This is a genomic window from Mesorhizobium sp. EU05-FHT14A09, assembly GCF_058790995.1.
Genome location: NZ_JBYTDF010000009.1, coordinates 29,616 through 47,037, shown reverse-complemented (window position 1 = coordinate 47,037; position 17,422 = coordinate 29,616). Strand labels below are relative to the sequence as shown.

Annotated in this window: 16 protein-coding genes and 1 pseudogene; 10 read left to right on the top strand and 7 right to left on the bottom strand. The window is 64.4% G+C overall.

Annotated features, from left to right (window positions below; genetic code table 11):
• Positions 1-13 precede the first annotated feature (13 nt).
• The 3 genes and pseudogenes from AC3WTO_RS24415 to AC3WTO_RS24405 all read left to right on the top strand — a co-directional run bounded on the left by AC3WTO_RS24415 (position 14) and on the right by AC3WTO_RS24405 (position 4,158).
• Positions 14-1,222 (top strand): acetyl-CoA C-acetyltransferase, encoded by a 1,209-nt coding sequence (locus AC3WTO_RS24415; RefSeq protein WP_492463667.1) that lies wholly within the window; start codon positions 14-16, stop codon positions 1,220-1,222.
• 22 nt (positions 1,223-1,244) lie between these two features.
• Positions 1,245-3,464: a 3-hydroxyacyl-CoA dehydrogenase NAD-binding domain-containing protein gene (locus AC3WTO_RS24410; protein ID WP_492463668.1), complete on the top strand. Its 2,220-nt coding sequence runs from the start codon at positions 1,245-1,247 to the stop codon at positions 3,462-3,464.
• 152 nt (positions 3,465-3,616) lie between these two features.
• Positions 3,617-4,158 (top strand): annotated as a pseudogene (locus AC3WTO_RS24405) (thioesterase family protein).
• A gap of 16 nt (positions 4,159-4,174) precedes the next feature.
• Here the strand turns inward: AC3WTO_RS24405 and AC3WTO_RS24400 are convergent.
• The 5 genes from AC3WTO_RS24400 to AC3WTO_RS24380 all read right to left on the bottom strand — a co-directional run bounded on the left by AC3WTO_RS24400 (position 4,175) and on the right by AC3WTO_RS24380 (position 9,758).
• Positions 4,175-5,374 (bottom strand): ABC transporter permease, encoded by a 1,200-nt coding sequence (locus AC3WTO_RS24400; RefSeq protein ID WP_492463669.1) that lies wholly within the window; start codon positions 5,372-5,374, stop codon positions 4,175-4,177.
• A 5-nt stretch (positions 5,375-5,379) separates the two neighbouring features.
• Positions 5,380-6,522 (bottom strand): ABC transporter permease, encoded by a 1,143-nt coding sequence (locus AC3WTO_RS24395; RefSeq protein WP_492463670.1) that lies wholly within the window; start codon positions 6,520-6,522, stop codon positions 5,380-5,382.
• Entirely contained in the window at positions 6,522-7,217 is a 696-nt protein-coding gene (locus tag AC3WTO_RS24390) for an ABC transporter ATP-binding protein (protein ID WP_492463671.1), read from the bottom strand. Before AC3WTO_RS24390 ends, AC3WTO_RS24395 begins: the two co-directional genes overlap by 1 nt.
• A complete protein-coding gene (locus tag AC3WTO_RS24385; RefSeq protein ID WP_492463672.1) occupies positions 7,214-8,308 on the bottom strand; it encodes an efflux RND transporter periplasmic adaptor subunit in 1,095 nt (364 codons plus the stop codon). The genes AC3WTO_RS24390 and AC3WTO_RS24385 overlap by 4 nt, the downstream gene beginning before the upstream one ends.
• A gap of 394 nt (positions 8,309-8,702) precedes the next feature.
• On the bottom strand, positions 8,703-9,758 hold the full coding sequence (locus AC3WTO_RS24380; RefSeq protein ID WP_492463673.1) for a helix-turn-helix domain-containing protein: 1,056 nt from the start codon (positions 9,756-9,758) through the stop codon (positions 8,703-8,705).
• 171 nt (positions 9,759-9,929) lie between these two features.
• Between AC3WTO_RS24380 and AC3WTO_RS24375 the strand changes: the two genes are divergently transcribed.
• Positions 9,930-10,568, top strand: coding sequence for a S24 family peptidase (locus AC3WTO_RS24375; protein ID WP_492463674.1), 639 nt, complete (start codon positions 9,930-9,932; stop codon positions 10,566-10,568).
• 9 nt (positions 10,569-10,577) lie between these two features.
• The gene (locus tag AC3WTO_RS24370; RefSeq protein ID WP_492463675.1) at positions 10,578-11,627 is read left to right on the top strand and encodes a thermonuclease family protein; all 1,050 of its coding nucleotides are present in this window, start codon (positions 10,578-10,580) and stop codon (positions 11,625-11,627) included.
• Between the two features lie 230 nt (positions 11,628-11,857).
• Here AC3WTO_RS24370 and AC3WTO_RS24365 read toward each other — a convergent pair whose 3' ends face one another.
• A complete protein-coding gene (locus tag AC3WTO_RS24365; protein WP_492463676.1) occupies positions 11,858-13,510 on the bottom strand; it encodes a lysine--tRNA ligase in 1,653 nt (550 codons plus the stop codon).
• Positions 13,511-13,699: 189 nt separating this feature from the next.
• Complete coding sequence (locus AC3WTO_RS24360; RefSeq protein WP_492463677.1) at positions 13,700-14,218, bottom strand: DUF6428 family protein; 519 nt, start codon at positions 14,216-14,218, stop codon at positions 13,700-13,702.
• A 42-nt stretch (positions 14,219-14,260) separates the two neighbouring features.
• Here AC3WTO_RS24360 and AC3WTO_RS24355 point away from each other — a divergent pair, with 42 nt between their 5' ends.
• The 5 genes from AC3WTO_RS24355 to arsH are packed head-to-tail and all read left to right on the top strand — an operon-like array spanning position 14,261 to position 17,412.
• The gene (locus tag AC3WTO_RS24355) at positions 14,261-14,614 is read left to right on the top strand and encodes an ArsR/SmtB family transcription factor (protein ID WP_492463678.1); all 354 of its coding nucleotides are present in this window, start codon (positions 14,261-14,263) and stop codon (positions 14,612-14,614) included.
• Complete coding sequence (locus tag AC3WTO_RS24350) at positions 14,611-15,150, top strand: arsenate reductase ArsC (protein ID WP_492463679.1); 540 nt, start codon at positions 14,611-14,613, stop codon at positions 15,148-15,150. Before AC3WTO_RS24355 ends, AC3WTO_RS24350 begins: the two co-directional genes overlap by 4 nt.
• 3 nt (positions 15,151-15,153) lie before the next feature.
• Positions 15,154-16,212 (top strand): ACR3 family arsenite efflux transporter, encoded by a 1,059-nt coding sequence (gene arsB, locus AC3WTO_RS24345; RefSeq protein WP_492463680.1) that lies wholly within the window; start codon positions 15,154-15,156, stop codon positions 16,210-16,212.
• Positions 16,212-16,634: an arsenate reductase (glutaredoxin) gene (arsC, locus tag AC3WTO_RS24340; protein WP_492463716.1), complete on the top strand. Its 423-nt coding sequence runs from the start codon at positions 16,212-16,214 to the stop codon at positions 16,632-16,634. The genes arsB and arsC overlap by 1 nt, the downstream gene beginning before the upstream one ends.
• The gene (gene arsH, locus AC3WTO_RS24335; RefSeq protein WP_492463681.1) at positions 16,609-17,412 is read left to right on the top strand and encodes an arsenical resistance protein ArsH; all 804 of its coding nucleotides are present in this window, start codon (positions 16,609-16,611) and stop codon (positions 17,410-17,412) included. The genes arsC and arsH overlap by 26 nt, the downstream gene beginning before the upstream one ends.
• Positions 17,413-17,422: the final 10 nt, after the last annotated feature.

Below are 17,422 nucleotides of genomic sequence, written 5' to 3'. Positions count from 1 at the left end.
AAGGAGCATGAAAATGGCCGACGCTTATGTCTATGACGCTGTGCGCACGCCGCGCGGCAGGGGCAAGAAGGACGGATCGCTGCACGAGGTGCCGGCGGTGCGTCTCGGCGCCAAGGTGCTGGAAGCGCTGCGCGACCGCAACGAGCTCGACACCGGCGCCGTCGATGACATCATCTTCGGCTGCGTCGACCCGGTCGGCGAAGCCGGTTCGGTGATCCCGCGCGCCGCCGCCTTCGAGGCTGGCTACAACACCAAGGCGCCCGGCATGCAGCTGTCGCGCTTCTGCGCCAGCGGCCTCGACGCCATCAACCTGGGCGCGGCCAAGATCGCGCAGGGCGCCGACGATATCGTCATCGCCGGCGGCGTGGAATCGATGAGCCGCGTCGGCATGGGCGCCTCGGGCGGCGCCTGGTTCATGGATCCGTCGGTGGGCTTCCCCGGCTGGTTCGTGCCGCAGGGCATCTCGGCCGACCTCATCGCCACCAAGCATGGCTTCTCGCGCGACGACGTCGACGCTTATGCGGTGGAGAGCCAGAAGCGCGCCGCCAATGCCTGGCAGAAGGGTTATTTCAAGAACTCGGTCGTGCCGATCAAGGACCAGAACGGCCTCACCATCCTCGACCATGACGAGCACATGCGGCCGACGACGGACATGCAGTCGCTGGCTTCGCTGAACCCCTCCTTCGTCATGCCTGGCGAAATGGGCGGCTTCGACGCCGTTGCCGTGCAGCGCTATCCGGAGCTGGAAGAGGTCAACCACGTCCACCATGCCGGCAATTCGTCGGGCATCGTCGACGGTGCCGCAGCCGTGCTGCTCGGTTCCAAGAAGGGCGGCAAGGCGATGGGCCTCAAGCCGCGCGCCCGCATCCGCGCTTTCGCCAACATCGGCTCCGAGCCGGCGATCATGCTGACCGGCCCGGTCGACGTCACCGAGAAGCTGCTGAAGCGCGCCAAGATGAAGCTGTCGGACATCGACCTGTTCGAGCTCAACGAAGCCTTCGCCTCCGTCGTGCTACGCTACATGCAGGCCTTCGACATCCCGCACGACAAGATCAACGTCAATGGCGGCGCCATTGCCATGGGCCATCCGCTCGGCGCCACCGGCGCCATGGTGTTCGGCACCGTGCTCGACGAGCTCGAGCGCCGCAACCTCAACACCGCTCTGGTGACGCTGTGCATCGGCGCCGGCATGGGCACCGCCACGATCATCGAGCGCGTCTGATTTCGGCCGGAAGGAGAAGACAATGAGCTACAAGAACTTTTCGGTCGACATCGACGGCGACGGCATTGCGCTCGTCACCTGGGACATGCCCGGCCGCTCCATGAACGTTTTCACCGAAGAGGTGATGCGCGAACTGAACGCCATCATCGACCAGGTCGTGGCTGATGCCGCCGTCAAGGGTGCGGTCATCACCTCGGGCAAGGAGACCTTCTCCGGCGGCGCCGACCTCACCATGCTGCAGCAGATGCTGGGTCTCTTCGCCAAGGAAAAGGTGAAGGACAAGGAAAAGGCCACCCAGACGCTGTTCACCAATGTCGGCTTCATGACCGGCCTGTTCCGCAAGCTGGAAACCTGCGGCAAGCCGTGGGTGTCGGCCATCAACGGCACCTGCATGGGCGGCGCCTTCGAGATGTCGCTGGCCTGCCATGGCCGCGTCGCTGCCGATTCCGACAAGGTCAAGATGGCGCTTCCGGAAGTGAAGGTCGGCATCTTCCCGGGCGCCGGCGGCACGCAGCGCGTGCCGAGGCTGACCGACACGCAGGGCGCGCTGGAGATGCTGACCTCCGGCAAGAACCTGACCGCGCAGAAGGCCAAGGCCATGGGCCTGGTACACGAGATCGCCGAGCCGGCCAAGCTGGTCGAGACAGCCAAGGCAATGATCCGCAATGGCCTGAAGCCGGTCGCTCCCTGGGACGAGAAGGGCTTCAAGCTGCCGGGCGGTCCGGTCTATTCGGTTGCCGGCGCAAATCTCTGGCCACCGGCAATCGCCATCCTGCGTCGCGAGACCTATGGCAATTATCCGGCTGCCATGGCGATCCTGAAATGCGTCTATGAAGGCCTGCTGGTGCCTTTCGACACCGCGCTGAAGATCGAGACCCGCTACTTCACCGAGATCCTGCAGACCAAGGAAGCGGCGGCGATGATCCGCTCGCTGTTCGTGTCGCTGCAGGAGCTCAACAAGGGCGCCCGCCGTCCCGAAGGCATCCCGGAGAGCAAGTTCAAGAAGATCGGCGTGCTGGGCGCCGGTTTCATGGGCGCCGGCATCGCCTATGTCACCGCCAAGGCCGGCATTCCGGTCGTGCTGCTCGACCGCGACCTGCCGTCGGCCGAGAAGGGCAAGGCGCATTCCGACAATCTGATCTCGGAGCAGGTCAAGAAGGGCCGCGCCAAGCCTGAGGAGAAGGAAAAGCTGCTGTCGCTGATCACGCCGACGGCCGACTATGCCGATCTCAACGGCTGCGATCTCGTCATCGAGGCGGTGTTCGAGGATTCGGAAGTCAAGAAGGGCGCCACCGAGAAGGCCGAGGCCGTGCTGAAGTCGTCGGCGATCTTCGCTTCCAACACCTCGACCATCCCGATCTCGTCGCTGGCCAAGAACTCGTCGCGGCCGAAGAACTTCATCGGCCTGCACTTCTTCTCGCCCGTCGACAAGATGATGCTGGTCGAGATCATCCTCGGCAAGAAGACCGGCGACAAGGCGATCGCCACCGCGATCGACTATGTGCGCGCCATCAAGAAGACGCCGATCGTCGTCAACGACACGCGCGGCTTCTACGTCAACCGCTGCGTGCTGCGCTACATGTCGGAAGCCTTCCAGATGTTGATCGAAGGCATCCCGGCGCCGATGATCGAGAACGCCGCCAAGGCGGCCGGCATGCCCGTCGGTCCGCTGGCGCTGACCGACGAGACAGCGATCGACCTCGCCCAGAAGATCATGAAGCAGACCATCCGCGACCTTGGCGAAAAGGCCGTCGACAAGGACCAGTTCGCGCTGATCAACACGCTGGTCGACAAGCACGAGCGTCTCGGCCGCAAGAACACCAAGGGCTTCTACGACTATCCGCCGAAGCCGGCCAAGAAGAAGCTGTGGCCGGGCCTGAAGGACCTCTACCCGCAGCTCGACCCCGACAAGGTCGACTACGAAGAGGTGCAGCAGCGCCTGCTGGTTACCATCGCGCTCGAAGCGGCGCGCGTCATGGAAGAAGGCATCGTCACCGATCCGCGCGAAGCCGATGTCGGCTCGATCCTGGCGTTCGGCTTCGCGCCCTACACGGGCGGTGCGCTGTCCTACATCGACGGCATCGGTGCCAAGGCGTTCGTGAAGATCGCCAAGGGCCTGCAGAAGAAGTACGGCGCGCAGTTCAAGGCGCCGAAGCTGCTTCTCGACATGGCCGAGAAGGGCGAGACCTTCTACCAGCGCTTCGACCCCTATGCGAAGGGCGAGGTCAAGGAAGCGGCGTAAGCGGAAACAGCTTTCTCTCTCCCCGTTCACGGGGAGAGAGATGCGGCAGGTGAGGGGGCTGCACCCGGCTTGCGATTTTCAGAGCAGCCCCTCATCCGACCCTTCGGGCCACCTTCTCCCCGTGAACGGGGAGAAGGGAAGAAAGTAAAAGCATGTATGTCTGGGCACGTTTTGCGCGCATGGCGCTGACGGCGAAGTCGCGCGGCGCTACCGCGTCGGAGATGAAAGCCGGCTCACTTTCCGCTGTCTGCCGACCGACATCGACTTCAACGTCCATCTCAACAATGCGCGCTACATGATGCTGGCCGATCTCGGTCGCATCGACATCTTCATCCGCGCCGGCCTGATCGCGCTGGCACGGAAGCGGGGCTGGGCGCCGATGCTGGGCGGGCTGCAGACCGTCTATGTGCGCGAGATCAAGCTGTGGCGCAATTTCCAGGTGGTGTCCTCGATCGAGACCTGGGACGGCACCCAGGTGCTGGGCGGGCATCGTTTCGTGCTGGAGAACGGCGAGACCGCGGCCCTCATGAAGACGACCGCGGGTGTCTATGACCGCAAGGCCAGGCGTTTCGTCGACATCCAGGAACTGGTCGAGGCGCTCGGCTACGATGTCTCGCCGCGCACGCCGACCGAGGCGGAGCGGGCCTTCATGGCTTCGCACCAGGGGCTGCGGGCTGCAGCGAAGGCTGGCTGAACCCGAAGTTATGGGGCTACCCGCGTGCCCGCAGTGCAGCTGTCAGGGGCAGCCGGGTTGCCGCGATTGCCGGGAGCGCGCCGCCGATGATGCCGATGGCGAGGCCGAGCAGGCCGGCTGACAGCATCACATCCGCGTCGACCGTCAGCCGGAAGCCCATGCTGGTTTCGTTCGCCCCGACGGTGCTGGCTTCCCAGCCATTGAACAGCAGCCATGAAGCGAAGATGCCGACACATGCGCCGGCCGCGGCAAGCGCCACCGCTTCGAACCAGGTTGCCATGAATGCCGAGAGACGGCTGAAGCCAAGCGCGCGCACGGTGGCGATCTCGACGGTCCGGTCGGAGACCGAGCTCATCATCGTGTTGAGCGCACCGGCTGTCGCGCCGATCGCCATCAGCAGCGCGACCGGCCAGCCGAACAGGCGGATCAGGCTGGATGTGCGGCCCGACTGTGCGGCATAGAGATCGGCTTCGGAAACGGCGACAAGCGGCGTCGAGGTTACTGTGGCCAGGCCTGCCTTGAGCGCCGCGATCGATGCGGGGGAGGTGAGGCGCAAACGCAGGCTTTGCACTTGTCCCTGCCGATCGAAGGCAGCTCGAACCGCGTCGAGGTCGCCCCATATCTCGGATTCGAACGCGCTGCCATTGGCGGCGAAATGGCCGACAATCGTCCAGTCGACAGTCCCCAGCCGCACAGTGTCGCCACTCGCAAAGCCCGGGAAGTCGGCGGCGATGCGTGCGCCGACCACGATCTCGCGGGCGCCGGGTGCAAACAGCCGGCCCGCCTGGAGCACGATGCTTTCGCGGATCGAGGGGCCGGCGGCATCCATGCCACGAAGCGCGAGCGTCGAGGCCTGCCGACCGGCGGCTTCCACCGGCACCACCAGTTCGCGGGATACGAGCGGGTTCCCGGTTTCGTCCCGGACGATGTCCGCAGTCATCGCGCCCGCCAGCGATTGAATGCCGCGAACGGCGTCCGCCGGAATGTCCGATCCGGCTTCCTGGTTGGTGCCGCCGCCGAGGATGACGGCCACCAGCGGCGAGCCGGTGCCGGACAGCGCCTTTTCGAACCCCCCGGCCATGGCCAGGAAGCCGGCAAGGACGGCGACGACGAGTGCCACCGAAAGCGCCATCGACAGCGAGATTGCCAGGCGGCGCGGCAGGCTGCGAAGATTGGCCCGCGTCATCACGAGCGTCTGTCTGATCTGGGTGGACATGGCGACTACCTCGTTCTGAACGCTTTGATGATGGGGATGCGCATGGCGTTGATGGCCGGCAGCAGGCCGGTGGCGAGGCCGAGCAGCAGGGCGATCGCTGTCGCCCTGGCCAGCACCGGCAAGGAGAAGACGAGGCCGACGACGGGCCCGACAAGCACGGTCGCGAGCTTGGCCAACGCAAGGCCGACGCCTGCACCGATGATGAAGATGAACAGCGTCTCGCTGAGCACGAGCGCTACGATCCTGAGGCGGGAGACGCCCAGCGTCTTCAGGACGCCGATTTCGAAGCTGCGCTCGCGCACAGCGAAGACCATGGTGTTGATGACGATCATCAACAGCGTGACGAAGGCGGCGCCGGTGACCAGGTCGACGATCAGCCCGACATCGGCATACTGGCGCAGGAAGGCTTCGAGGAACTGCTTTTCCGACTGCGTTCGCGTCGGTGCGGCCGAATTCGCAAACAGCGCATCGATGCGTGTGGCAAGTGCACTTGCCTTGATACCGTCGCGCGGGCGGACGACGAAGGCGTCGACGGTGTCCTTGCCCTTGGACCGGGCCGCATTGACATAGTCGTATCGGGCGATGACGAAATAGGTGTCGGTGCTGGCGCCGGCACCTTCGAAGATGCCGGCGATCTCGAAGCGCCAGTCGCGAGTGCCGTCCTGTCTGGCCATCTGGAGCGCGGTGACGGCGATGTGCTGGCCGACTGTCCACCCTTGCGCTTCGGCCAGCGCACGACCGACCAGAACCCGGTCGCGGCCGCTGTCCAGCGCCTCGATCAAGCTCGGCGTCAGCCCGAGTTCCTTGCCGTTGACGGCCATCAGGGACTGCGGCTCGACGGCGCTGACGGCAACGACATTCTTCTCGTTGCCGGAAAACCCGCGCAGGCGCGCCATATAACCGACAGCGCCGACATCCGGCTCGGCGGCGATGCGGGAAAGATGCGCCATCGGCAGCGCCTGCGCGCGTCCCGCCGCGCTCATCACGCCCAGCACGTCCTCGCTGGCGGCCGAGGCGCCCTGCGAACCCGCCAGGAAACTCGCGGTGAGGCCATGGATGAGGAAGGCGACGGCAACGCAGACCATCAAAAGCACGGTGCGCAGCGGCTTTCGCCAGGCATTCTTGCGGGCAAGACCGAAGAAAGTCATCAGGCGGCCCTCTTCTCTTCGACGAACTGGCCCTTGTCGAGATGCAGCGTTCTTCTGGCGGAGCGAGCCGCCTGCGGGTCGTGCGTCACCATGACGATGGTCTTTTCCAGGGTGCGGTTGAGGAAGCCGAGCATCTCCAGCACATCGTCGGCGGACTTGCGGTCGAGATCGCCGGTAGGCTCGTCGCAGAGCAGCAGGCCAGGATCCGAGACGATGGCGCGCGCGATGCCGACACGCTGCTGCTGGCCGCCCGACATCATGGCAGGATACTGCTTCTCGCGGCCGGCGAGTCCGACCAGTTCGAGCACCTTGCCGACGCGCGCGCGGCGTTCGCCTGCCGAAAGCGGTTTCAGCAGCAGCGGCAGCTCGACATTCTCCGCCGCGTTCAGCATCGGCAGCAGGTTATAGAACTGGAAGACGATGCCCATATTGTGCGCGCGCCAGGACGACCGCGCCGTCTCGCCCATCTGGTCGAGCCGGTGGTTGCCGATGCTCAGGCTTCCGGCATCCGGCACGTCGATCCCGGCCAGCATGTTGAGCAGTGTCGACTTGCCCGATCCCGAAGGGCCCATGATCGCGACGAAGTCGCCACGCGGGATGACGAGGTCGAGTTCGCTGAAGATCGGGATCGGCTCGCCGCCGATGCGATAGCCTTTGCGTATGCCGGCAAGCACTATGTAGGGATCGTGGGTCATTGGCTGTCTGCTCCGGTCTTGCTGTTGGTGAGTTGGAGGCGAATGCGTGCGGCCATGTTCGGCCGGATGCCGGCTGGCGGATCGGTGAGCGCGAGGCGCAGGCCGACGGTGCCCTTTTCGATCGAGGCGATGGGGGCGACACGTTGCACTTCGACCGCAAACGGCCGGTCGGGAAATCCGTCGAGAACCGCTTCGCCGCGCAGTCCCCGCTGCAGGTCGGCCATGCCGGTCTCTGCGACATCGGCATCGATCACCATGGTTGTCTGGTCGCTGATCGTCAGCAGGCTCTGGTTCTCGCGCACGCTGTCGACACGCGCGAGAACGGTGTCTCCGACATGGGCGTCGAGCCGCGTCACGGTCCCGGCGAAGGGCGCCCGCACCGTCAGTTCGCGGACTGGCTCCTCGGCGATGCGGATGGCAAGCTCGGCGGTGGCCAAATCCTGTCGTGCCTGGGCGACGGCGTTTTCGGCGCGATCGACCGCCCTGCGCGCCTCTTCCAGTTGCTGGCGCGAAGCGGCGTCGCGGGCCGCAAGCGTTTCGGTGCGACCGAGGGCCGAACGTGCCTGGTCGAGGTCGATGTTTCGGCCGGCGAGCGAGAGAACCGCCGTCGCCCTTGTCGCCTCGGCGCGTTCGAGCGCGAAGCGGGCGCCGGCATCGTCGAGTGTCACCAGCACCTGGCCGGCTGCCACCAGGTCTCCCGCCTGGACGGCAACGCCGGTGATCCTGCCCTCGTATTTGGAAAAGACCGTGGTGATGCGGGGCGCGACCACATAACCCGAGCCGCTGATCTCGCGCGCGGCCGGTGTGCCGACAGATCCTCCCGCCGGCGCGGCCTTCGCCGGCGTTGGCTGTTCCACGGATGTCGAGGCGCCGGCCGCCTCATGCGCAGTTCCCGCTGCCAGGCCTGTGGTCTCGATACCGCGATGGATTTGCGGCTGGAGGAAAGCGATGGCAGCTGTCGCCGCCAGCGCTGAAAGACCCAAGGGCGGGATCAGCCGCCGAAGCGGTTTTGGTCGCGCCGCACCACTGTCCGGAATGGGTGACAGCGGCGTCAGCGCTGCGGCGAGTTTGCGGTCGTGTTCTGTGATCATGTTCATGCCGCCAGCATGACCGGCGTGGCGGCAAAAGAGACCTGGAACGCGTTCCGGACCGTCCTCGATCGCGATTCAGTCCTTCATGCTCAGAGGCTTGTTTTGAAACTGCGGCGGCATTTTCAGCTTGTGGTGCGTCCTTCGAGGCTCGCCGCATAATTTTTCGCTATAATTATAATGCCTTGCGGGCTCGCACCTCAGGATGAGGACCGCTGTACAACGGCACCAAAGCTCTGAGACATTTCAGAATTCGGCACCCGAATGGCACAACCGCCCTCATCCTGAGGTGCGAGCCCGCAAGGCGTTGGAATTCTGCCAACAACTTATATGGGCGAGCCTCGAAGGACGCACCAAGGCACCAACGATGCGCGGACCCGGGTTCGAAGCCTTCCTCTCAGGCTGTCCCGGCCTTCGCCTGCCTCCAGCTCAGCGGCGTCCTGTCGGTGACGCGCCGGAATTCGCGGTTGAAGTTGGATTTGGTCAGGAAGCCGACGTCGAACATGATTTCGGTTACCGGCTTCGCGGTCTCGGCAAGCAGGCTGCAAGCCTCCGCGATCCTGTAGTCGTTGACATATTGCGAGACGTTCTTGCCGGTCGCCCGGTTGATCGCCGTGGAAATCTGCCGCGCCGGAATTCCCGTCTTGCGGGCCAGCCGATCGAGATTGAGATCGACGTCGCGATAGACGTGCCGGGTCTCCATGAGTGTCTGGACTGCCGCCAGCGTTTCCCTGTCTTCCGCCTGTTCCAGCCTCGGCAGCGCTTCGCTTGCCTGTGCCGGCATGCCTCGGCGGCCAGCGGTCGCCACCGCGATCGACAATGCGGCCAGCAACGCCAGATTTGCGATGGTGATCAGCAGCGGGGCATGCGTTCCCCGTGTCCAGGCAAAATCGGCAAAGACGAAAACATCCATCATCGCCGACATGAGCAGCGCGGATGCCGCAAAGAGGCTTGCCCGATAGGCCGGCCCGGCATTCTCGAAGGGCGCCAGGCGAAGCGCATCGGCGCCCGGGCGCATCAAGAGCAGTATCGCGATGGCGTAGCCGGTGAAGATCGACGCAATCGCCAGGTCGATGGCATCACGCCACAGGACCATCAGCAACACGATGGCAGCGGCCGGGATCAGGCCGAGGCCGATCCGCAGGGATATCGAGAGTGTGCTGTTGCGGACCATGCCCGACACGCCCGCATAGACGAGCGGCGGCACTATGGCTGCAATGACGGGAAGAATGACGCCGACGCTGCCGATGCCATAACCCCATCGCAGCCCCAGCAGCACCGATTGCAACGCGGCCAGCAGGATCAGCACGAGAAACGGGATGTTCGGTGGCGCGTCGTCGTCGCGTCGGACGACGGCGGCAAACAGGATCAGCAGCAGGATGGCGACGACGAAGGGAAGCGGGATGAAGAGCATGAAGTCTGCACGGGCGGTTGGCGAAGCGGTCGCCATCATCGTCCACGAAACGGCTTTGCGCGACCTTGATCGTGTTTCAGCACCAGAAATCCCAAATAGCGGACAGCGGGGTAATCATTGTCGGCGGGTTTGGCAACGCTTGCGGTGGACAAGCCCGATTCGCGTGGCTACAACGGAAAGGTATTTTTTCCTGTTTGAGGAGAGCGAACCGTGCTCTCGCATGATCGTGTCTGGGCCGCGATAGATGCCCTGGCGGAGCGGTATTCGCTGTCGGCTTCCGGGCTCGCCAGGCGCGCCGGTCTTGACTCCACGGCCTTCAACAAGTCGAAGCGGCAGTCGTCCGACGGGCGTCCGCGCTGGCCCTCGACCGAGTCGCTGGCCAAGATCATGGAGGCGACGGGCGCGACGCTCGACGAGTTCATGGGGCTGATCCAGGATAGGCAGGCGCGCCCGCATGGCTCCAGCGCAGCTGTGCCGCTGGTCGGTTTCGCGCAGGCCGGCGCCGGCGGTTACTTCGACGATGCCGGCTTCCCGGTCGGTCAGGGCTGGGACCTCGTCGAATTGCCGGCGCAATCCACCGATACGGCTTATGCCTTGAAGGTTCAGGGCGATTCGATGATGCCGCTTTACCGCAATGGCGACGTTTTGATCGTGGAGCCGGGTGCCGCCGTGCGCCGTGGCGACCGTGTCGTCGTCAAGACCGGCGCCGGCGAAGTCATGGCCAAGGTGCTGGAACGCCAGACGGCGCGCACCATCTCGCTGCTGTCGCTCAATCCCGACCATCCCAACCGCGACCTGCCGATGGTGGAAGTGGAGTGGGTGGCGCGCATCGTCTGGGCAAGCCAGTAGGATGGCGGCATGAAACCGCTTCCCGCAGTGCTTGCCATCCTGCTGCTCGGCGCTTCCGCCGCCGCCATCATCGCGGGCGGACGCATCACCGGTGAAGGCGCCAAGGTCGAGATATCGAGCGAGGACGTGCCGACCCTCGACATGCTGGGCGATCAGCCCGCCACCGACCAGCCGGCCGGCACGGACGCCGCTCCGCCACCGGAACCCGCCGGGCAGCCGGCAAATGGGCTGCCGCCTGTCGAGCCGCAGCAGTCAGGGCAGGTTCAAAGCCCTGTGCCCATGAAACTGCAGGCTACGCCCCAGCAGCCGACGCCGTCGGCAGAGACCATCCAGCAACAGGCGCAGGCGGCGTCGCGCGCGATCGATCCGATGATGGCGGCGCCCCCGGACGATCCCGGCGCCTTGGAGCGCATCGAGCCGCGCGCGCCGCTGAGCAAGCTTTCGCTGGCACAGCCGAAGAAGCCGCCGATGCCGGACAAATGGAAAGGCACGCCGCTCTACCAGGCGGTGGCACCGGCTGCGGGTCGCCTCGAGGCCAAGGGCTATTCGGTCGCTGTCTCCGGTGTCGAAATCCTGCCGGAGGACGAGACCTGCACCGATGAAGCCGGCAAATCATGGCCCTGTGGCGTGCGCGCACGCGGCGCCTTCCGCGCCCTGATCAGACAGCGTGCCGTCAATTGCGTGGTGCCGCCGGAAGGTGGCCGCGACCTGATCTCCGCCGCTTGCCACATCGGCAAGATCGATGTCGGCGAGTGGCTGGTTTCCAATGGCTGGGCCCGGCCCACTGCCGGTGGACCTTACGCGGAGGCCGGCGAAAAGGCGAAGACGGAGAAGCGCGGCATCTTCGGCAAGGCGCCCGAGGGCACCGGCCTGCCGCCAGCCCCGCCGCCTGTTTCAGCGCCCGAAGCGATACCGGGCTCGATCATCGACAGTTCAGGGCTCGATGCGCCGAACGATCAGTCGCAGAACAATTCGCCGTCGATCTGGCAGCCGCCCGCCGGGGTGGCCCTCGGGGGCGATCCGACGCTGCGCGTTTTCCCGCCAGCGCCTGGGCAGTGAGAAATGCGGGCTGACTATCACAGATAGCGCGGCGCTGCTCCTCATCGCCCTGCCGGGCACTTTTCCCCGTGAACGGGGAGAAGGAGGCTGGAGCCGGCGAAGGCGCTCATTCTGCAAGCTTGGTGATTGGCGAAACCCTGGGCGGCAGCGGCTCTCTCCCCGTCACTATACGGGGAGAGGATGCCGGCAGACAGGTGAGGGGCGATGCCGGCGACCGGCATCCACCTTGCTCAGGCCGCCAGTTTTCCCGCCAGCGCCTGGTCGATGAGCGCGCGCGTCTCGGCGATGCCGTAGAGCTCGGCGAACGAGCCGAAGCGCGGGCCGCGTTCCTGGCCGATCAGCACCTGGTAGATCATCTGGAAGAAGGCGACCGACACGCCAGGCCCGCCTTCCGGGCTCTGTTTGCTGTGATCCTGGTAGCGCTCGATCTTGCGCGCGACGTTGAGCGCCGCGTTCTGGATCGTTTCGCTGTTCGAGCCGGCCGGCAGCGCGCCGAGCGTCTCCGAAAGCCTGGCCAGCGCGTCGCGTTCGACGTCGTCGGCGGCGCGGTAGACCTTGGTTGGCTTCACGAAGTCGTCGAAATAGCGGATCGCATAGCCGGTCAGCTTGTCGAGCTCGGGATGCGAGGCAGGCGTCACACCAGGCGCATGGCGCGAGATGAAGCCCCACAGCACGTCCTTGTTCTGGGCGTTCGAGGCGCTGACCAGGTTGAGCAGCAGCGCGAACGACACCGGCATGTCGACGACCGGCGGGTGGCCGTCATGCATATGCCAGACCGGATTGCCGAGCCGTTCCTTCCACTCCTGGCGCGGATAGGCCGAGAGGAAGGAATAATACTCGTCGACCGCCTTCGGGATGACGTCGAAATAGAGCTTCTTCGCCTGCCTTGGCCGCTGGAACATGTAGAGGCCGAGGCTCTCGGTCGTCGCATAGGTCAGCCATTCGTCGATGGTCAGGCCGTTGCCCTTCGACTTCGAGATCTTCTGGCCGTTCTCGTCGAGGAACAGCTCGTAGACGAAATGCTCCGGCGCGCGGCCGCCGAGGATGTTGCAGATCTTGTCATAGACGACGGCATTGGTCTGATGGTCCTTGCCGAACATCTCGAAATCGACGCCGAGTGCGGCCCAGCGCATGCCGAAATCCGGCTTCCACTGCATCTTCACCGCGCCGCCGGTCACCGGCAGCGTCGTCTCGGTGCCGTCCTCGTCGTTGAAGGTGATGGTGCCGGCCTTGGCATCGACATGCTTCATCGGCACGTAGAGCACGCGCCCGCTCTTTGGCGAGATCGGCAGGAAGGGGCTGTAGGTCGCCTGGCGTTCTTCACCCAGCGTCGGCAGCATCACCTTCATGATGGCATCGTATTTCTCGGCAGCGCGCAGCAGCATCTCGTCGAAGCGGCCCGACTTGTAATATTCCGTCGCGCTGGCGAATTCGTAGTCGAAGCCGAACGTGTCGAGGAAGCGGCGCAACATGGTGTTGTTGTGGTCGCCGAAGCTCTTGTAGTCGCCGCCGAACGGGTTCGGCACGACGGTGAGCGGCATCTGCAGATAGGGTTCGAGCGCGGTGCGGTCCGGCACGTTTTCCGGGATCTTGCGCATGCCGTCCATATCGTCGGAGAAGCAGAGCAGCTTGGTCTTGACCTCGCCTTTGGTCAGCACATGGAAGGCATGGCGCACCATGGTCGTGCGCGCCACCTCGCCGAAGGTGCCGATATGCGGCAGGCCGGACGGGCCGTAGCCGGTCTCGAACAGAACGGTCTCGGGGAACTCGCGGCCTTTGTAGCGTTCGACGATCTTTTTGGCTTCCTCGAACGGCCAGGCTTTGCTCTCGACGGCAGCGGCAAGCAGTTCGGGATTGAGATCGATCGAATTGGAAATGGCCATGATGGATGCCCTGAAACAAGCCCGGCCACGCTGCCGGACGGTCTGCTCTAGAGCATGATCCCGAAAAGTTGAAGACTTTTCGGATCACGATCATGCGCAAGGCAAGAGGTGGAGCGGATTGATTACGATGCATTCCGCTCCGTGACGCACCGAGGCGTCAACGATTTCGGGCATTTTTCCTTGATGTCTCTATGGGCAGCACGGCGAAGCTGCCGGTCCGCAGCAGGAGCTCGCAGCCTGTTGTTCCGCCAGCCAGCGGTCGCGCGGTTTGCAGCTCGCCGGGCGAGGCGAAAGCTCGACGATGATCTCGACCTCGCCCAGCGAAGGCGCGGCTGCACGATGCAACTGCATGGGCTGCACGCCGTCGCTCACCTCGAAGGTCAGCCGGGCGCTGCGGTCGAGCGAAAGGTGGTCGGTGACCTTGCCGACGATCGCGGCGAACTTCCTGGCCGTCATCTGCTCCGGCGCGTCATCGACATCCCACAATTGCACGAAGATTTCCGTCCAGGCTTCCGGATTGGCACCGCAGTCGAGACCGGCGAAGTTTCCGGCCTTCACCTCCGTCACGTGATAGCCCTTGCGCACCTTGCGCCCTTCATAGCGAAAGGTGAGCAGGCTCGACGGATGCTGGCCGAGCGCCTCCAGCAATTCACCGATGGTGATGTCGTCAGCCGATGCCGAAACATTGACGTTGCCAATCGCATTCATCTGCGTTAATCCTCATTTTGATACTTTTAGGATTATTGAAATATGGATGAACGTCAAGCCCTCGCGGCATTCGGTGCCCTGTCGCAGGAGACCCGGCTGCGTATCCTGCGCATGCTGGTGGTTGCCGGTCCGGAAGGCATTGCCGCCGGCGCCATTGCCGAGAAGGCGGAAGTGTCGGCCTCGAACGTGTCGTTCCATTTGAAGGAGCTGGAGCGGGCGGGCCTTGCCACGGCAAGGCGCGATGCCCGCTCGATCATCTACAGCGCCGAATACGAGGCATTGAGCGGCCTGATCCGGTTTCTGATGGAGGATTGCTGCGGCGGCCATCCGGAAGTCTGCGCCCCCGTCGTCACCGCAGCCACCTGCTGCAGCCCATCCAAGGACATCGTCCAATGAGCGACCACGTCTACAACGTATTGTTCCTGTGCACCGGCAATTCCGCCCGCTCGATCCTGGCGGAAAGCATTCTCAACAAGGAAGGCGCCGGCCGTTTCAAGGCCTATTCGGCCGGCAGCCAGCCGAAGGGCGGCGTCAACCCCTTCGCACTCAAGGTGCTCGCCGCGCTCGACTATCCAACCGAAGGTTTCCGCTCCAAGAGCTGGGACGAGTTCGCTGTGCCCGGCGTACCGGAGATGGATTTCGTCTTCACCGTCTGTGACAGTGCCGCCGGCGAAGCCTGCCCGGTCTGGCCCGGCAATCCGATGACCGCACATTGGGGCATCGAGGATCCGGCCGCGGTCGAAGGCTCTGATATCGACAGGGAACGCGCCTTCTCCACCGCCGCACGCTACATGAAGAACCGCATCGACGCTTTCCTCAACCTGCCGCACGCCTCGATCGATCGCCTCGCTCTTCAGCATCATTTGAAACGGATCGGTTCGACCGAGGGCGCGACATCGGCAGTCCTGCACCAGAACGCGCCGGCGGCCTGAGCGATGACCACATTCGAACGCTATCTGACCCTGTGGGTCGGCCTGTGTATTGGCGCCGGCGTGCTGCTCGGTCATCTCTTCCCAGGCCTGTTCCAGTCTGTCGGCTCGGCCGAGATCGCCAGCGTCAACCTGCCGGTGGCGGCGCTGATCTGGCTGATGGTCGTGCCGATGCTGCTCAGGATCGATTTCGCCGCGCTCGGCGAGGTCGGCCGTCACTGGCGCGGCATCGGCGTGACGCTGTTCATCAACTGGGCGGTCAAGCCGTTCTCGATGGCGCTGCTCGGCTGGCTGTTCGTCGGCTGGCTGTTCCGGCCTTATCTGCCGGCCGGCCAGATCGATTCCTACATTGCCGGGCTGATCATCCTGGCCGCCGCGCCCTGTACTGCGATGGTCTTCGTCTGGTCGAACCTGACCAAAGGCGAGCCGCATTTCACGCTGTCGCAGGTGGCGCTGAACGATGCCATCATGGTCGTCGCTTTCGCGCCCGTCGTCGGCCTGCTGCTCGGCCTTTCGGCCATCACCGTGCCATGGGGCACGCTGGTGCTTTCGGTCGTGCTCTACATCGTCATCCCGGTCATCGCGGCGCAATTCATGCGCCGGTACCTGCTGGCCAAGAGTGGGCAGCCTGCGCTCGATCGGCTGCTTGCGGTCCTGCAGCCCATCTCCCTCGTCGCATTGCTGGCAACGCTGGTGCTGCTGTTCGGCTTCCAGGGCGAACAGATCATCGCCCAGCCGCTGGTCATCGCGCTGCTGGCCGTGCCGATCCTGATCCAGGTCTATTTCAACGCCGGGCTTGCCTATCTGCTCAACCGCGTCAGCGGCGAGCAGCATTGCGTGGCCGCTCCCTCGGCGCTGATCGGCGCCTCCAATTTCTTCGAGCTGGCGGTTGCCGCGGCCATCAGCCTGTTCGGCTTCAATTCGGGCGCTGCGCTTGCCACTGTCGTCGGCGTGCTGGTCGAGGTGCCGGTGATGCTGTCGGTCGTCTGGCTCGTGAACCGCTCGAAGCCCTGGTATGAGCGCGGCACCGCAGTCGCTGCCAAACAAAGCGAAAGGACTGCATGATGGATGTCACCATCTACCACAATCCGGAATGCGGCACCTCGCGCAACACGCTGGCGCTTATCCGCAATGCCGGGGTCGAGCCGACGGTTGTCGAATATCTCCAGACACCGCCGACACGGGATGTGCTCAAGGATTTGATTTCAAGGGCAGGCCTGTCCGTACGCGAAGCGATCCGGCAGAAAGGCACGCCTTATGCGGATCTCGGCCTCGACGATCCGACGCTGAGCGACGATCGGCTTCTGGATTTCATGCTCGAGCATCCGATCCTGATCAATCGTCCATTCGTGGTGACTCCTTGGGGCGTGACCCTGTCGCGTCCATCCGAGCAGGTTCTCGACATTCTCCCGCTTCCTCAGAAAGGGCCTTTCACGAAGGAGGATGGCGAACCTGTCATCGATGCGGAAGGAAACCGCATTGTCTGAGCTGTCCAATCTCCTGGACGGAGCTTTCCGTCTTCCCGATGCGGCGGCGTTGTCGCGACCCTTCTCCGTGCATAAGCCGCGCATCCTCCTGTTGTACGGATCTTTGCGGGAGCGGTCCTACAGCCGCTTTCTCACACAGGAGGCTGCCCGCCTGCTGGAGAGTCTCGGTGCGGAGACCCGAATATACGATCCCGCCGGCCTGCCCTTGCCGGACGGTGCGCCGACCGATCATATCAAGGTCGAGGAATTGCGTGAGCTATCCCTATGGTCCGAGGGCCAGGTCTGGTGCAGCCCCGAGCGGCACGGCGCGATGAGCGGTGTGATGAAATCACAGATCGACTGGGTTCCGCTTTCTGTTGGCTCCATCAGGCCGACACAGGGGCGCACGCTGGCGTTGATGCAGGTTTCCGGCGGATCGCAATCCTTCAATGCCGTCAACCAGATGCGCGTGCTCGGCCGCTGGATGCGCATGCTGACCATTCCCAACCAGAGCTCGGTCGCCAAGGCCTATCAGGAGTTTGACACCGCGGGCCGCATGAAACCGTCTTCCTACTACGATCGCGTGGTCGATGTCATGGAAGAGCTGGTCAAGTTCACGCTGCTCACCCGCGATGTCTCGGCCTATCTCACCGACCGCTACAGTGAGCGCAAGGAGCACGCCGAGAAATCGACACGTGCGGATGTCGCCGATACCAGCGACTGGCTCTCGGTCACCAGGACGCCTGCGGCAAGTCCGGAAGGTCACAAGGTGACACTGACGGTTGGGCGGGAAATTTGAACTTCGGAAA

What these genes read in the sequence shown, in the direction of transcription:
- AC3WTO_RS24390 (WP_492463671.1), bottom strand. Translation starts at nt 7,217, where the DNA reads ATGACCCACGATCCCTACATAGTGCTTGCCGGCATACGCAAAGGCTAT.
- arsB (WP_492463680.1), top strand. Translation starts at nt 15,154, where the DNA reads ATGACCACATTCGAACGCTATCTGACCCTGTGGGTCGGCCTGTGTATT.
- AC3WTO_RS24385 (WP_492463672.1), bottom strand. Translation starts at nt 8,308, where the DNA reads ATGATCACAGAACACGACCGCAAACTCGCCGCAGCGCTGACGCCGCTG.
- AC3WTO_RS24410 (WP_492463668.1), top strand. Translation starts at nt 1,245, where the DNA reads ATGAGCTACAAGAACTTTTCGGTCGACATCGACGGCGACGGCATTGCG.
- AC3WTO_RS24400 (WP_492463669.1), bottom strand. Translation starts at nt 5,374, where the DNA reads ATGTCCACCCAGATCAGACAGACGCTCGTGATGACGCGGGCCAATCTT.
- AC3WTO_RS24415 (WP_492463667.1), top strand. Translation starts at nt 14, where the DNA reads ATGGCCGACGCTTATGTCTATGACGCTGTGCGCACGCCGCGCGGCAGG.
- AC3WTO_RS24395 (WP_492463670.1), bottom strand. Translation starts at nt 6,522, where the DNA reads ATGACTTTCTTCGGTCTTGCCCGCAAGAATGCCTGGCGAAAGCCGCTG.
- AC3WTO_RS24360 (WP_492463677.1), bottom strand. Translation starts at nt 14,218, where the DNA reads ATGAATGCGATTGGCAACGTCAATGTTTCGGCATCGGCTGACGACATC.
- arsH (WP_492463681.1), top strand. Translation starts at nt 16,609, where the DNA reads ATGCGGAAGGAAACCGCATTGTCTGAGCTGTCCAATCTCCTGGACGGA.
- AC3WTO_RS24350 (WP_492463679.1), top strand. Translation starts at nt 14,611, where the DNA reads ATGAGCGACCACGTCTACAACGTATTGTTCCTGTGCACCGGCAATTCC.
- AC3WTO_RS24365 (WP_492463676.1), bottom strand. Translation starts at nt 13,510, where the DNA reads ATGGCCATTTCCAATTCGATCGATCTCAATCCCGAACTGCTTGCCGCT.
- AC3WTO_RS24355 (WP_492463678.1), top strand. Translation starts at nt 14,261, where the DNA reads ATGGATGAACGTCAAGCCCTCGCGGCATTCGGTGCCCTGTCGCAGGAG.
- AC3WTO_RS24380 (WP_492463673.1), bottom strand. Translation starts at nt 9,758, where the DNA reads ATGATGGCGACCGCTTCGCCAACCGCCCGTGCAGACTTCATGCTCTTC.
- arsC (WP_492463716.1), top strand. Translation starts at nt 16,212, where the DNA reads ATGGATGTCACCATCTACCACAATCCGGAATGCGGCACCTCGCGCAAC.
- AC3WTO_RS24370 (WP_492463675.1), top strand. Translation starts at nt 10,578, where the DNA reads ATGAAACCGCTTCCCGCAGTGCTTGCCATCCTGCTGCTCGGCGCTTCC.